Source organism: Shimia sp. CNT1-13L.2, assembly GCF_024331145.1.
Classification (GTDB): domain Bacteria; phylum Pseudomonadota; class Alphaproteobacteria; order Rhodobacterales; family Rhodobacteraceae; genus Shimia.
On sequence record NZ_JANDJO010000002.1, the window covers coordinates 361,755 to 375,127 of the forward strand.

Consider the following 13,373-nt stretch of genomic DNA (forward strand, 5'->3'; position numbering starts at 1 on the left):
TCAGTTCAGATCCTCGACATAGTCTTGCAGTTTCTCGACGTCGCCGATCAGGGCGTGGTTCTTCTCGATCTTGACGCCAATTGTCTTGAGGCGGGCAAAGGCGCGCGACAGGCTTTCTGGTTTCATGCCCAGTTTGCCCGCGATCAGCACCTTGTCATAGGGCATCGTGACTTCGCATGCCCCTTCCTCAGCATCGCAGAGATCCAGCAGGAATTCGGCGACACGTTGGGCACCGGTCTGCGCCTTGAGCTGTTCCAGCTGAGCCACCAAGGAATGCAGGTGGTTGAAGCTGGAAGACAGGATGGTCAGCGCAACTTCGGTGTCGCGCTTCATCAGGTCCACGATGACATTGGTGGGGATGTGCATCACGTTGCTTCGGGTCGCGGCTTCAGCAGAGACAGGGTAGGGCATGTTGCGCAGGGCGACGGCCTCTCCGAAACTCTGGCCGCGGGTGAAGACACTCACCACGGCTTCGGTGCCGCTTGGTGTGACGCGGAAGAGCTTGACCCAGCCGTCCAGCACGATGTGGATGGCATTCGCGGTCTCTTCCTGAATAAACAGGGTTTCGCCCCGGTCGTATGTTTTCCAGATCGCCTTGGACAGGATGGCATCCACGTGGACGTCCGGAAGCGCTTTGATGAGAAGCGAATTGCGCGCAATCGCCTTGTGCATCTCGTGTGGCATTGAGTGCCCTTTGATCCGTTTGGTTCCCCAGTCGCACTTCGAGGTGCAACATATTTTTCCTATTGGTAACTTTTTATGGCCCCAAGGTCCATCACTGCTATGCAACAGCCATGTGACTACGGCCGTTGACGCTGCGCGAAAGCACGCTTTGAGGGAGTTGGATTAAAGGTGTTCAGTCAGGGGTTGAGGGGTGAGGCTTCACACACCATAGCGGCACATGATCATCTCAACGCAGGCTTCGACGATCACCGCCATTTCGTCTTCACTCACGATGGCACCGCCGAAAATGAAGGGCCAGAACGCTTTGGCCTTGATCAGGGCAAGGAATTCGTCAGCCGCCGAATCCGGATCTTCAATCCTGAGTTGCCCATCTTCGGCCGCAGCGCGAAGCAGGCTGGAAATCACCGGTTTCTTGTCGATCTTGCCCTGCGCCGCTTCGGCCAATTCGGGATGTCGCAAGGTTTCGCTTACGATCATCCGGGCCATCGACATCACATCGCAGGAGATCAAAAGCCGGCCTTCAGCCCAGGCGAGATCGACCAATTGCTCACGGATCGGACGGCCGGGAACATAGCGGATTTCCTTGAGATCGGCGAAGCGGGATGACAGCTCTTCCACGATCGAACGGAAGAGATTTTCCTTGCTTTCAAAGTACTTGTAGACGGTCCTTTTGGAGACCTGCGCACGTGAGGAGACCCGGTCCATGCTGGCCGAGGCAAAGCCCTTTTCCTGGAACTCCTGAACCGCCGCTTCGATGATCTGGGCGTATTTGGTCGTATTCGGTGCGCTGCATTCGTTCATATGCCCACCTATAGAACCAATTGCCTTTGCCGGTCAAATCTGCGTCTATGAAACTTGTCAGTTTACACCTTGGAAATTCCAATCTACTGTAAACGCGCCAGTTTACCAGAATCTGGAAACAAGCGTGAACAGGAGATTTCCAACATGGCTCTGACTTTGAAGCTGAACGGCGCCACGCATACCGTGGATGCCGAACCGGGAACGCCCTTGCTGTGGGTGATCCGCGATGAACTGAAGATGACGGGAACGAAATTCGGCTGCGGTGTTGCCTCGTGCGGGGCCTGCACCGTGCATCTGGATGGCGAGCCGGTGCGCTCGTGCCAGACCTTTATCGAAGACGTTGAGGGTGCCGAGATCACTACGATTGAGGCCATTGGCGAAGACAAGATCGGCGCGGCGGTTCAGCAGGCCTGGGCCGAGCTGGACGTGGTGCAATGCGGCTATTGCCAGTCGGGGCAGGTGATGTCTGCGGTTGGTCTCCTGGCCGAAAACCCCAAGCCGAGCGCGGACGAGATCGATGCCTATATGGAAGGCAACGCCTGTCGCTGTGCAACGTATCAACGTATCCGCAAGGGCGTTCAGCGCGCTTCGGAAATTCTGGAGGCCTGATCCATGACCATCAACACCTCCCGCCGCGGGTTTCTGAAAGGGGCGGCCGCGACCGCCGCAGTTCTTCTGGTTGGTGCACGTCCGGACGGGGCGATTGCCGCTGCCGGTGCCGAAACGACCCAGCTGAACCCCTTCGTTAAGATCGACGCCAATGGCACCGTGACGGCCATTGTGAAGCACTTTGAAAAGGGGCAAGGGCCGGCCACCGGCCTGCCGACGCTGATCGCCGAGGAAATCGGCCTGCGTATGGACCAGATCGAATACGAATTCGCGCCTTCCAACCCGCAGGTTTACAACAACCTGTTCTTTGGTCCGTTCCAGGGCACGGGTGGATCAACCGCGATGGCGAACTCGTGGCAGCAGTATCGCACCGCAGGCGCAGCCGCCCGCGAGATGCTGATTTCCGCCGCCGCCAAGGACTGGGGCGTTGCCGCTTCGGAACTGACCATCGAAGAGGGCATGGTCAAAGGTGCAGGGAAAACCGCGCCGATTGGCGATTTCGTGGCCATGGCCGCGACGATGGACGCCCCGGAAGCACCGCGCCTGAAAGATCCGTCGGAATTCAAACTGATCGGCAATGAGGGCGTGCGCCGCAAGGACACGGTGATCAAATCGAACGGTCAGGCGATGTTTGCGATGGATGTCCACCTTCCCAACCAGATGGTGGCGATGATTGCCCGTCCCGAAGCCCGTGGCGGTGTGGCGCTTGGGTTCGATGACAGTGCCGCGAAAGAGGTGAAGGGGTACATCCGCGCCGCCGTATTGCCGACAAAGGCCGGGGTTGTGGTCTATGCCGAGAACACCTGGGCGGCAATCCAGGCGCGCGAGGCGCTTGAGGTCGAGTGGGACATGTCCGGAGCGGAAACCCGCAACTCGGATGAAATCCGTAACGAGATCATGGCCGCGCTGGATGCCGCGCCGGAATACAACGTCAACAAGGCCGATATGGCTGCGGTGGCATCTGCCGTGGACGGGGCGGCGAAGGTGGTTGAAAAGACCTTCTATTTCCCGCTGCTGGCCCACGCGCCGATGGAGCCGCTGAACTGTACCATCGAGCAGACCGCAGAGGGCAAGATCGTGCTGCATGACGGCGCGCAGATGCCGACGGGGCCGCATATGGCGTTCCAGCAGATCTTCCAGCTGCCGCCGGAAATGATCGAGATCCGCACCATGCTGGCCGGTGGGTCCTTCGGGCGTCGGGCGACGCCGGATGCGGATTATCAGGTCGAGGCGGGGCTGGCCTTTGTCATGACCGACAGGTCGCGTCCGGTTAAGCTTGTCTGGACCCGTGAGGACGACATACGCGGTGGTTACTATCGCCCGGCGTTTGGTCATAAGGTGCGCGTTGGTCTTGACGAGGCGGGCAACATCGCCGGTTGGGAACACCGTGTTGCGGGCCAGTCGATCATGAAGGGCACCGCGTTCGAATCCTTCTCGGTGCATGACGGCGTGGACCACAGCTCGATCGAGGGTATCGCCGAGAGCCCCTATTCGATCCCGACCCAGTCACTGGGTCTGACGGACACGAAGAAAGCGACCTCGGTTCTTTGGTGGCGGTCCGTGGGGCATACCCACACGGCCTATGCGATGGAGGTCATGATGGACCTCGCCGCAAAGGCGGCAGGGCGCGATCCGGTCGAGTTCCGTCTGGCCTATCTTGACGAAAGCAATCCAGAGGCCGCGCGCAAGGCGGGTGTTCTGAAGCTGGCGGCAGAGAAAGCCGGGTGGGGCAAGGCAGGTGCCGGTCGCACACAGGGTGTGGCGGTTCACAAGTCCTTTGGGTCCTATGTGGCCGAGGTTGTCGAAGTGTCGGGCTCGCCCGAGGACGGCATCGTGATCGAGAACGTCACCTGTGCGGTGGATTGCGGTATCGCCGTGAACCCGGACGTGGTGCGCGCGCAGATGGAGGGCGGTATCGGCTATGGTATCGGCCATGCGATGCGCGACCAGATTACGCTGAGCGACGGGGCGGTTGATCAGACCAACTTCCCCGATTACGAGCCCCTGCGGATTGGCGACATCAAGGCGATTGACGTGCACATCGTGCCCTCTGCCGAAGCCCCGACCGGGGTGGGTGAGCCGGGAACGCCCCCGTCGGCCCCGGCGCTGGCCAACGCGATTGCCGCGATCAGCGACGTCCAGGTGGCCGAGCTGCCAATGGCGGAAAATGGTGTGAGTTTCGCCTGATCCCAAAAACAAAAGCGAGCGGTCCGGCCGCTCGCTTTTTTCGTTTCTCTGAGAGGCCGGTTCAGAAAAGTCCGGCCTCACGCGCAATCAGCGCCGCCTGTGTGCGGTTCTTGGCGTCTACCTTCTTGTAGAGCGTTTTGACGTGCAGCTTGATCGTCGGTTCCGACAGGTCAAGATCACGCGCGATTTCCTTGTTCGACTTGCCTTCGGTCAACCCGCGCAGCACCTGCATTTCGCGTTCGGTCAGCTTGCTGGCCAGAGGGTGGGTGTTTTCCTCGGGTTCGGAGGTCATGAAATCGATGGGGGCGTATTGTTCGCCCATGGCCATGAAACGGATCGCGTTGATCAGAGACTTGGCCGGCAGTGTCTTGGGGACAAAACCCGCAGCGCCCGCTTCGAGGGCTTTTTCGGCAACGTCCTTGGATGCTTCGCCCGAAATCAGCGCAACGCGTGATGCCCCTTCGAGCGCCAGGGCGCGGTTCAGACCGTCCAGCCCGTTCATGCCCGGCATGTTGAAATCGAGCAGAACAAGATCAAACGGGCCTTGCGCGGAAACCATCGCGCTTGCCTCGTCAAAATCAGCAGCGGTCCGGGCTTCGATATCGCCGCTGGTTTCGACGTAGGCCACCAGCGTATCCCTAACCAGACTGTGATCATCAGCTATAAGAATTTTCACGGCACTATCCTAACTGTTTACACTCTACCCTAACACGTACGTCGGCGGGGAGAACCACCAATTCTTGTGTCTTACGGACATAGAGTCATATCCGCTTGGGACAAATGTGTTTACGAAACACGCTTGCGTTGAGGTGTTTCGAAAATTTCTCCAAAAACGTATGCGAAAGGGGGCTTTGTGCGTTGGGTGCAGTATCTTTTCGTGCGCTTACGCACCCTTTCTGAACTTTGTTAGTAAGTTAAGGTGTTGAAAAGTATGAGAGAACCTTAAGGGAAAAGTAGGCGTTTTCCCGTTTTGGGTGAGTGGCACAGTTCGGTCAGCCCGAGTTTTTCGTTGGTTTTGGTCACTCGTTCCAAGATGGCAAAATGCGAAAACTATCCTTTCGGATAGGTTGTTATCCTGAAGGTTTCGTGTGTTGCGTCCCGGTTCGTGCGATAAATTCGGCACAACCTAAGGGGCAATCATGAAACGCAGGGTAACAAGTTTTATTGCGGCTGGCTTTTTCGGGCTGATGCTACCACTCACGACCGAAGCACAAGCCGCAGATGCTCTTCCGAAACCCACTGGGGTTCCGCTTCTGGAAGTTTCGGGAGACATCAAGGTCAAAAACGGTGTTAGGGGCGCCGTTTTTGACCTGCAAATGCTGCGCGATCTGGCCGAGCACGAGTACGTCACCACGACGATTTGGACAGAGGGCGTGCAAACCTTCACGGGCGTGCCGCTGGCTGTGCTGCTTGATCGGCTGGACGTGGAAGACGGAACCTTGATGGCAAAGGCGATCAACGACTATGCCATTGAAATCCCCGTCGCGGACATTGATCCGAAAGCGCCGATGGTTGCCTACATGATGAACGGCAAGGAAATGTCGCGCCGGGACAAGGGGCCTCTTTGGATCGTGTTCCCGTATGACAGCGATGCCAAGTATCGCGCGGAAATCGCATACGCGAGAAGCATTTGGCAACTCGACAGGATCGCCGTCGTCCAATAGCGTACTGGTGAAGGGGCCGGCCGTATTTCAGAGCCGGCGAAGGTGTCGTTCTGATTTCGGGCAGGCCACATAGCAATGGCAAGAGCACGCTGTTGGCGACCGTGCTGGGCGGTGGGCTTGCCGTTCTGCTGGCAGTCACGCTTGTGTTCAGCAGAGATGTCATCACCGATCTTGAAAGTCTGAACTCTGCCAACTCGGACAATGTCCAGTGGACACTAACGCAGGTCGAAGTTGAATACCTGCGGATGGCGCAGGAAATCTCGAGCACTGTCGCGACAGGGTCTGTGGAAGCCGAAAACGCGGTGCTTCTTGCCGATTTGCGCCGGTCTTTCGATGTTTTCTATAGCCGCGTGGGCATTCTTCAGAATTCACCGATTTTTGCAGACCTCAGACAGGATGAGGCGTTTTTTGTGCCGTTGGGCCAGGTGGCGGCCTTTCTTGAAACGCAGGTTGCAACAATCGACGCACCTGACGAGGTGCTTGTCAGCCGGATCAACAGCCTGCACGAGGCAGCGCGGGGGATCGAGGGCGACGTTCGTGAAGTTTCGGTGGCCGGTCTGTCCTATTTCGCCTTGCAGTCCGACCTTGGGCGCGAGGAAATCGCGCTAACGCTGGAACATCTCGCAATCCTTGTGGGCATTCTCCTATTGGCCCTCACCGGGGTGAGCCTGTTCCTTTTGTCGATCAACCGTCAGATGCGGTTTCGGGAGGCCGAACTGACCGAAGCCAATGATCGCATGAACACGATCCTGTCCACATCGTTGGACGGGGTTGTGGTGACGGATGCCGAAGGGCGGGTTCTGGAATTCAACCGGGCAGCCGAGCAGATTTTCCAACGGGACGCGCAGTCTGTGCGTGGTTTGCGGATCGGGGATGTGGTTGTGCCCCCGCATCTGCGTGAATTGCACGATGCGGGTATGAAGCGCATGATTGACAAGGGAGAACGCCGCGTTGTCGGCAAAGGGCGTGTCCAGCTTGAGGGAATGCGCGCCAACGGCGAGGTGTTCCCTGTTGAACTTGCCCTGCAATCGGCCATGCACGAGGACAGCGAGATCTTCATCGCCTTCCTGCGGGATATTTCGCAGCGCGTGGCTGACGAGCAGGAACTGATCGAGGCCCGCGACAAGGCGTTGTTGGGCGAGAAGGCCAAGGCCGACATCCTGACCCTGATGAGCCATGAAATCCGGACCCCCTTGAACGGTATTCTCGGCAACCTGTCGCTGCTGGAGGATACGCGGCTCAGTGGCCGTCAATCGGTCTATCTGCATAACATGCAGATTTCTGGTAAAATCCTGATGCAGCACGTGGATGCGGTTCTCGATATCGAAAGCTTCGAGGCAGGCAAGTTGCAGATTGTCGAGGCGCCGGTGGACCTTGGCGCGCTCATGCAGGACATCGTGGACGGCCAGAGCGGAAGTGCGGCCTCGCGGGGCAATGACGTTTCGTGGCGCTGGGTCGGGCCACCCGCGACGTGGGTTCTGACCGATGGCCCTCGTTTGCAACAGGTTCTGCTAAACCTCGTTGGGAACGCGATCAAGTTTAGCGAGAATGGCCGGGTCATTGTTGAGGCCGAGGTTCAGCCCGAAGTGGACAAGCAGAAGCGGCCGCTGGTCGAGTTCCGGGTATCGGACTCGGGCATCGGCATCCCCGAGGCTGATCTTCAGCGCATTTTTGATGATTTCCACACCTCGGACGCTTCATTTGGCCGTCGTGCAGGTGGCACGGGGCTTGGGCTGGGCATTGCCCGGCGGCTTGTCAAGGCGATGGGCGGCGAGATCGGCGTGGAGAGCGTGGAAGGACATGGCTGTACCTTCTGGTTCCGTCTTCCGATGGCCACGACACCCGAGCCGGAAGCGGTGCTGGATGACGTGCGCCAGCCCGATCACAAGCGCAACCAGCGTATTCTCGTGGTGGAAGACAACCAGATCAACCAGCAGGTCATACGCAACATGCTGGAACGGGAAGGGCACGAGGCGGTCTGCGTCGACAATGGCCGCGACGGTGTCGAGATGGCGTCGGAGCACCGTTTTGACATGATTTTCATGGATATCAGCATGCCGGTGTTGGATGGCATTTCCGCCACGCGCGAAATTCGCAACGGATCGGGCCTGTCGTCGGACGTGCCAATCATCGCGGTTTCGGCGAACGTATTGCCCAAGGATCAGAAGCGTTTCTTCGAGGTGGGGATGACTGGTTTTGTCGGAAAGCCCCTGACCCTTGAGCAGCTGCGCTCGGTGCTGGGGGCGGCAAGCCCGTCCGAGCATCCCGAGGAGATCGCCCCGGCATCGTCCCTTGTGGACCCCGCCCAGATTGAAGAAATGCGTGAAAATGTTGGCCCGGAGGTGTTTGCAACCTTCCTGACCCGCTTTATCGGGGAGACCGATGCGCTTTTGGATCTTTGGGACACCATTGGCGAGACGGGCGATCTGCCGGAGGACATGGCAGGTGAGGCGCATAAGATTGCGGGCAGCGCGGCGGTGTTCGGGGCGGTGGCCTTGCGCGGGGCGCTCTTGTCCATCGAGGAGATGGCCAAGGACAGCGAGACCGCGTCCGTGCGAGAGGCCTTGCCCGAATTGAAGCGCATCTGGTCTGAGACCCGCGAAAGGCTCGAGGCGTCGCGCAGCTGAGGCGAGGGGCGGTTTTTCCAAGCGCCACTGGCCAGCCGTCAGACCTTAAACGCTCAGCCCCAGCTTGCGACCGTCGTGAAAGGCCAGCGCGGCATTGCGCGGGGCGTGTGCGTCGCCCAAGAGCGGCGCCCTGATCCCTTTTCCGGCAAGGTCGCGCCAGAGCTCTGTGTCAGCGCGGTTGACCGTGGCCAGCACCAGCGAGTCTGCCTCGATCAATTGCGACGTGCCTGTGAGGAAAGACAGCACCGTGGCGCCTTCGGGCGACCATTGCGTGATTGCGCTTTCCGTCACGAAGGTCACACCAAGTTGGGCGAGGGTCCGGCGCAGGGGGAAATCTGCGGCCGAGCGCAGAAGTTCCTTGCCGACAAGGCCATCGGGCGTGACGATGGTCACGTCGTGACCTGCTTCGGCCAGTGCCCAAGCGGTGCCGCAGCCCTTCCAGTGACCGCCTTCATCCAATACCACAACGCCTTTGCCAAGCCGCGCGGCACGGCCCATGACATCGGCGGCGGACCAGACGTTGCCGTCAAGGCCGGGCAGGCTGGCAAGGTGGGGCAGGGCCTTTTGAAAGCCCTCTTCGTCGGGCAGGGACCCCGTGGCCATCAGCACCGTGTCGGCCCCGATCGCGGCGATGTCGTCGGCATCCAGATAGGTGTTGAGGCGCAGGTCGACGCCCAGCTTGGCAAGCTGGCGTTCGTACCAGTCAAGAAGGTCGATGATCTGGGCGCGGCGGGGTTGCAGACCTGCCAGACGGAACTGGCCGCCAATCTGCGGCCCTGCTTCGGCGAGGATCACGTTGTGGCCGCGTTCTGCGGCGACGCGTGCGGCCTCGAGACCGGCCGGGCCGGCCCCGACGACAAGAACGGATTTCGGGGTGTCCGTGCGCTCAAACCGATCACCGCCCCATTCATGCTCAAAGCCGACGGAGGGGTTGATGAGGCAGGAAATCCAGTAGTCGCGCCCCCGTCGGCCCCAGCATTGCTGGTTACAGGACAGGCAGCCCCGAATGTCGTCTGGCCGGTCATCCAGTGCCTTGGTCACAAGGTGCGGATCGGCGATCTGGCCGCGCACGATCGAGACCAGATCGGCCTCGCCCGCGCCCAGCACCGTGTTGGCGTTCTCTGGCGTGCGGATGTGGCTTTCGGCGGTGACCACGGCGTGTTGCACCACGCTCTTGAGGCGCGTTGCCAGATCGACGCCCAGTTTCTCGCCATATTGGAAAGTCGGGATGATGCCGTAGAAATCAAGGTAGCTGCCCGAGCCGACGGTGACGTAATCCATCAGGTGCTCGGTGTCATGCAAGGCGACGATCTCGGCCATGTCCTCGCGACCCAAGGAGGCTTCGACGCCGGGTTCGTCGTTGACCGACAGGCCAATGATGAAGTTCTCGCCGCAAGCCTCTCGAATCCGGCGCAGAATCTCGCGCGAGAGGCGGGTTCTGTTTTCAAGGCTGCCGCCCCACTGATCCTCGCGTTGGTTCGAGAACGGGGTCCAGAACTGATCCAGCAGACAGTGGTAAGCAGCCCAGACTTCAACCCCGTCGAACCCGGCTTTCTGACAGCGCATGGCGGCGTCGACAAAGCCCTGGATCGTTTCTTCGATCTCGTCCGTGCTCATCTCGTGGCTGCCGTCGCTGTCATGATAGCTCGGGCCACCGGAGGGCGACCATGACGCGTGGAAAGAATTGTCCTGATCGCCGTGGGCGCCAACATGGTACAGCTGCTGGATCATCACGGTGCCATGGGCGTGGCAGGCATCGGTGAGGCGCTGGAAGGCGGGGATGACTTCGTCCGAGGAATGGCGAAAGTTGCCACGGGTCAAAACGGCGGCAGCGTGCACGGGGACGGGTTCGACCACGATCATCGCCGCTCCGCCGATGGCGCGTTCACGGTAGTAGGCAAGATGCTGGTCACCGGGCAGGCCATCCACGGCCATATTGGTGGTATGCGCCCCAAAGACCACGCGGTTCTTCAGGGTTTTGTGGCGCAATGTCAAAGGTTTGGCGATATGAGAGAACCCCATGGCTACCCTTCCAGTTTGTTCAGCCCCTCGGCGAGATCACGGCCCATTCCGGCCGCTTCCATGTGTTGACGCAGGCGTTGGTTATAGCCTCCGGGCGTGTTCAGTGCGTCGATCAGCGGGCCGGTGGCCTGATCCGCGAGGCTTGAGGCAACAAGCGTGCGCAGGAAGGCTTCGCCCTGCGCCGGATCATCCACCCGCTGAGCCAGCCAATTGGCGGCATCGGCCACCATGCGGGCGGCAGGCGACAGAACGGCCTGCGCACAAAGATAGGCCTGCATTTCGGCCGCGTCCTTGAGGGCGAACACCGTGTTTCTTGGAGCGAACAGGCTTTCGACAAGGGCCACGTCGCCTTGCATCATGATGGGTGAGCCGCCGCGTGCAACGCCCGGAAAAGGCATCATAATCGCGGCTGCGCGGGCCGGGGCCACCATGTCAGCAACCTCTGCCAGCGACGCGCCGGCCATGACGGTGATGATGGCCTGATCTGCGCGAAAGGTAAGCTCTTGCAGGATGGCAGGGGCCGCCTCGGCCATGAGGCCAAGGAAGACAATGTCGCTTTGATCCAGAACGCGCTGATTATCGGCGATGGTCACGTTTTCGAACATCCCGGCAAGGCGCGCGGCTTTCTCGGTCGACCGTTCCGAGACGGTGATCCTGTGGCCGTCACCTGCGATCCCTTCGACAACGGCCGAAGTGATCACGCCGGTGCCGATCACACCTATCCGTTTGATATCAGACATCTTTCATCAATCTCAAGGCGTCGTAGATGGCCGCGTGCGTGTTGCGGGCGCTGACCGCATCGCCGATCCGGAACAGCTGGAAATTGCCGTCCCTGTTGCGCACCACGGTCTGCGGGCGGCCTTCGATCAAGGCGTCGTAATCGACTTCGCCACCGTTCGAAGAGGCCGGTTTCAGGTCGAAATAGAGATCATCCAACGGCAAGGTGCCATAGTTGACCACGATCTGATCATAGGTCTGTTCGGTCACAAGGTCGCTGTAGTCGGTGCCGATCTTCGCCTTCAGCATGTTGCCATCCTTGCTCACATCCAGCAGGCGACGGGTCACGGTAAAGACCGTATCCTTGTCCTGAAGGGCGCGCATGTAGGGCACGAGGTTCATGGCCATAGTGTCGGGAGCGAACATCCGGTCCGGAGTCATCACCTCGACACGCGCGCCGGAATTGGCCGCGATTTCGGCGGCCATGAGACCGGGGTGATCGCCACTTTCGTCATAGATCAACACGTTGTCGCCCGGTTTTACATCACCTGAAATCAGGTCCCAGGAGGTGACAACGAGATTCTGTTCCTTGCCGGATTCGAACAATTCGGTGTTCGGCATGCCGCCGGTGGCGACGATCACGACATCGGGGTTCAGCGCGGTCACGTCATCGGCTTCGGCCCATGTGTTGAAGTGGAATTCCACGTCGCGTGCCGCGCATTGGGCCATGCGCCAGTCGATGATCGAGATCATCTCGCGGCGGCGTTCGGACTGGGCGGTCAGGCGGATCTGTCCGCCGGGATCGGGTTGCGCCTCGAACACGGTGACCTTGTGGCCACGCTCTGCCGCCACACGCGCCGCTTCGAGGCCTGCCGGACCAGCGCCGACAATCACGACCTTCTTTTTCTTTTCCGCTGGCGGAATGTCATGCGGCATGGTCAGTTCCCGACCGGTGGCCGCATTGTGCAGGCACAGCGCGTCTCCGGCCTGATAAATCCTGTCAAGGCAATAGGTTGCGCCGACGCAGGGGCGGATATCGTCCTCGCGTCCCTCGACGATCTTGCGCACGATATGCGGGTCGGCCATGTGGGCGCGGGTCATGCCCACCATGTCCAGAAGGCCCTCGACCACCGCGTGACGGGCGGTGGCGACATCAGGGATTTTCGAGGCGTGGAACGTGGGCATGCCGGTGGCCTTCTTGACCTCGCCTGCGAAATCAAGGTGCGGGGCGTTCTTCATGCCCTGCACCGGGATCACGTCGGTCATGGCGGGGTCGGTATGGATGCGGCCCCGGATCACGTTCAGGAAGTCGACCATGCCGCTGTCGGCAAGGCGTTTGGAAATCTCGATACCTTCTTCCGGCGAGATGCCGCCCGCTTCGGCCTCATCCGCCGTATAGCGCAGGCCGACGATGAAATCGTCGCCCACGCGATCGCGGATGCCGCGCAGCACGTCCATCGGGAATTTCAGACGGCTTTCAAGAGTTTGCCCGCCATAGGGGCCGTCCAGATCGTTGGTCAGCGGCGACCAGAACTGATCAAGGAGGTGGCCGTAAACCTGAAGTTCAACGCCATCCATTCCGCCTTCTTTCATGCGTTCGGTGGCGTCGGCGAAATCGCCGATGATGCGCTCGATGTCCCAGTCTTCTGCCAGCTTTGGAAAGGCGCGGTGCGCGGGTTCACGGTGTTTCGAGGAGCTGACCGAGGGCAGCCAGTTTCCCTTGTTCCAGCCGGTCCGGCGGCCAAGGTGGGTCAGCTGGATCATGACGGCGCAGCCATGCTCGTGGCAGGCGTCAGTCAGTTGTCTGATCCACGGTACCACCTCGTCCTTGTAGGCAAGGATGTTGTTGAAAACAGGGGGAGAATCCTTGGACACCGCCGCCGAACCCGCGGTCATCGCCAGCGCGACGCCGGCCTTGGCCCGTTCCGCGTGATAGGCGGCATATCGGTCCTTGGGCATGCCGTCTTCGGGGTAGGCCGGTTCGTGGCTGGTGGTCATGATCCGGTTCTTCAGCGTCAGGTGTTTGAGCTGATACGGCTGCAACAGGGGATCTTTGGACATG

At 60.1% G+C, this 13,373-nt stretch carries 10 protein-coding genes; 4 read left to right on the forward strand and 6 right to left on the reverse strand.

What is annotated here, in order from left to right:
• Together NNA36_RS05500 and NNA36_RS05505 are read right to left on the reverse strand one after the other, a co-directional pair.
• Complete coding sequence (locus NNA36_RS05500; RefSeq protein ID WP_255104992.1) at nt 1-684, reverse strand: Crp/Fnr family transcriptional regulator; 684 nt, start codon at nt 682-684, stop codon at nt 1-3.
• A gap of 198 nt (nt 685-882) precedes the next feature.
• Nucleotides 883-1,485: a TetR/AcrR family transcriptional regulator gene (locus tag NNA36_RS05505; protein ID WP_255104993.1), complete on the reverse strand. Its 603-nt coding sequence runs from the start codon at nt 1,483-1,485 to the stop codon at nt 883-885.
• Nucleotides 1,486-1,629: 144 nt separating this feature from the next.
• On the opposite strand from NNA36_RS05505, the gene NNA36_RS05510 reads away from it, so the two are divergent.
• Together NNA36_RS05510 and NNA36_RS05515 are read left to right on the forward strand one after the other, a co-directional pair.
• A complete protein-coding gene (locus NNA36_RS05510; protein ID WP_255104995.1) occupies nt 1,630-2,094 on the forward strand; it encodes a (2Fe-2S)-binding protein in 465 nt (154 codons plus the stop codon).
• 3 nt (nt 2,095-2,097) lie between these two features.
• Complete coding sequence (locus NNA36_RS05515; RefSeq protein ID WP_255104997.1) at nt 2,098-4,281, forward strand: xanthine dehydrogenase family protein molybdopterin-binding subunit; 2,184 nt, start codon at nt 2,098-2,100, stop codon at nt 4,279-4,281.
• Nucleotides 4,282-4,342: 61 nt separating this feature from the next.
• Here NNA36_RS05515 and NNA36_RS05520 read toward each other — a convergent pair whose 3' ends face one another.
• On the reverse strand, nt 4,343-4,957 hold the full coding sequence (locus NNA36_RS05520) for a response regulator transcription factor (RefSeq protein ID WP_255104998.1): 615 nt from the start codon (nt 4,955-4,957) through the stop codon (nt 4,343-4,345).
• 463 nt (nt 4,958-5,420) lie between these two features.
• Here NNA36_RS05520 and NNA36_RS05525 point away from each other — a divergent pair, with 463 nt between their 5' ends.
• Together NNA36_RS05525 and NNA36_RS05530 are read left to right on the forward strand one after the other, a co-directional pair.
• Nucleotides 5,421-5,945, forward strand: a complete 525-nt coding sequence (locus NNA36_RS05525) for a molybdopterin-dependent oxidoreductase (RefSeq protein WP_255105000.1) — start codon at nt 5,421-5,423, stop codon at nt 5,943-5,945.
• A 101-nt stretch (nt 5,946-6,046) separates the two neighbouring features.
• The gene (locus NNA36_RS05530) at nt 6,047-8,572 is read left to right on the forward strand and encodes an ATP-binding protein (RefSeq protein WP_255105596.1); all 2,526 of its coding nucleotides are present in this window, start codon (nt 6,047-6,049) and stop codon (nt 8,570-8,572) included.
• Between the two features lie 45 nt (nt 8,573-8,617).
• Here NNA36_RS05530 and NNA36_RS05535 read toward each other — a convergent pair whose 3' ends face one another.
• From NNA36_RS05535 to NNA36_RS05545, 3 genes are read right to left on the reverse strand one after another with little or no spacing between them, the layout of a single operon-like run.
• On the reverse strand, nt 8,618-10,594 hold the full coding sequence (locus NNA36_RS05535; protein WP_255105002.1) for an FAD-dependent oxidoreductase: 1,977 nt from the start codon (nt 10,592-10,594) through the stop codon (nt 8,618-8,620).
• Between the two features lie 2 nt (nt 10,595-10,596).
• Nucleotides 10,597-11,334, reverse strand: a complete 738-nt coding sequence (locus NNA36_RS05540) for an NAD(P)-binding domain-containing protein (protein ID WP_255105004.1) — start codon at nt 11,332-11,334, stop codon at nt 10,597-10,599.
• Nucleotides 11,327-13,372, reverse strand: a complete 2,046-nt coding sequence (locus tag NNA36_RS05545; RefSeq protein ID WP_255105006.1) for an NADH:flavin oxidoreductase — start codon at nt 13,370-13,372, stop codon at nt 11,327-11,329. The genes NNA36_RS05540 and NNA36_RS05545 overlap by 8 nt, the downstream gene beginning before the upstream one ends.
• Nucleotide 13,373 lies beyond the last annotated feature (1 nt).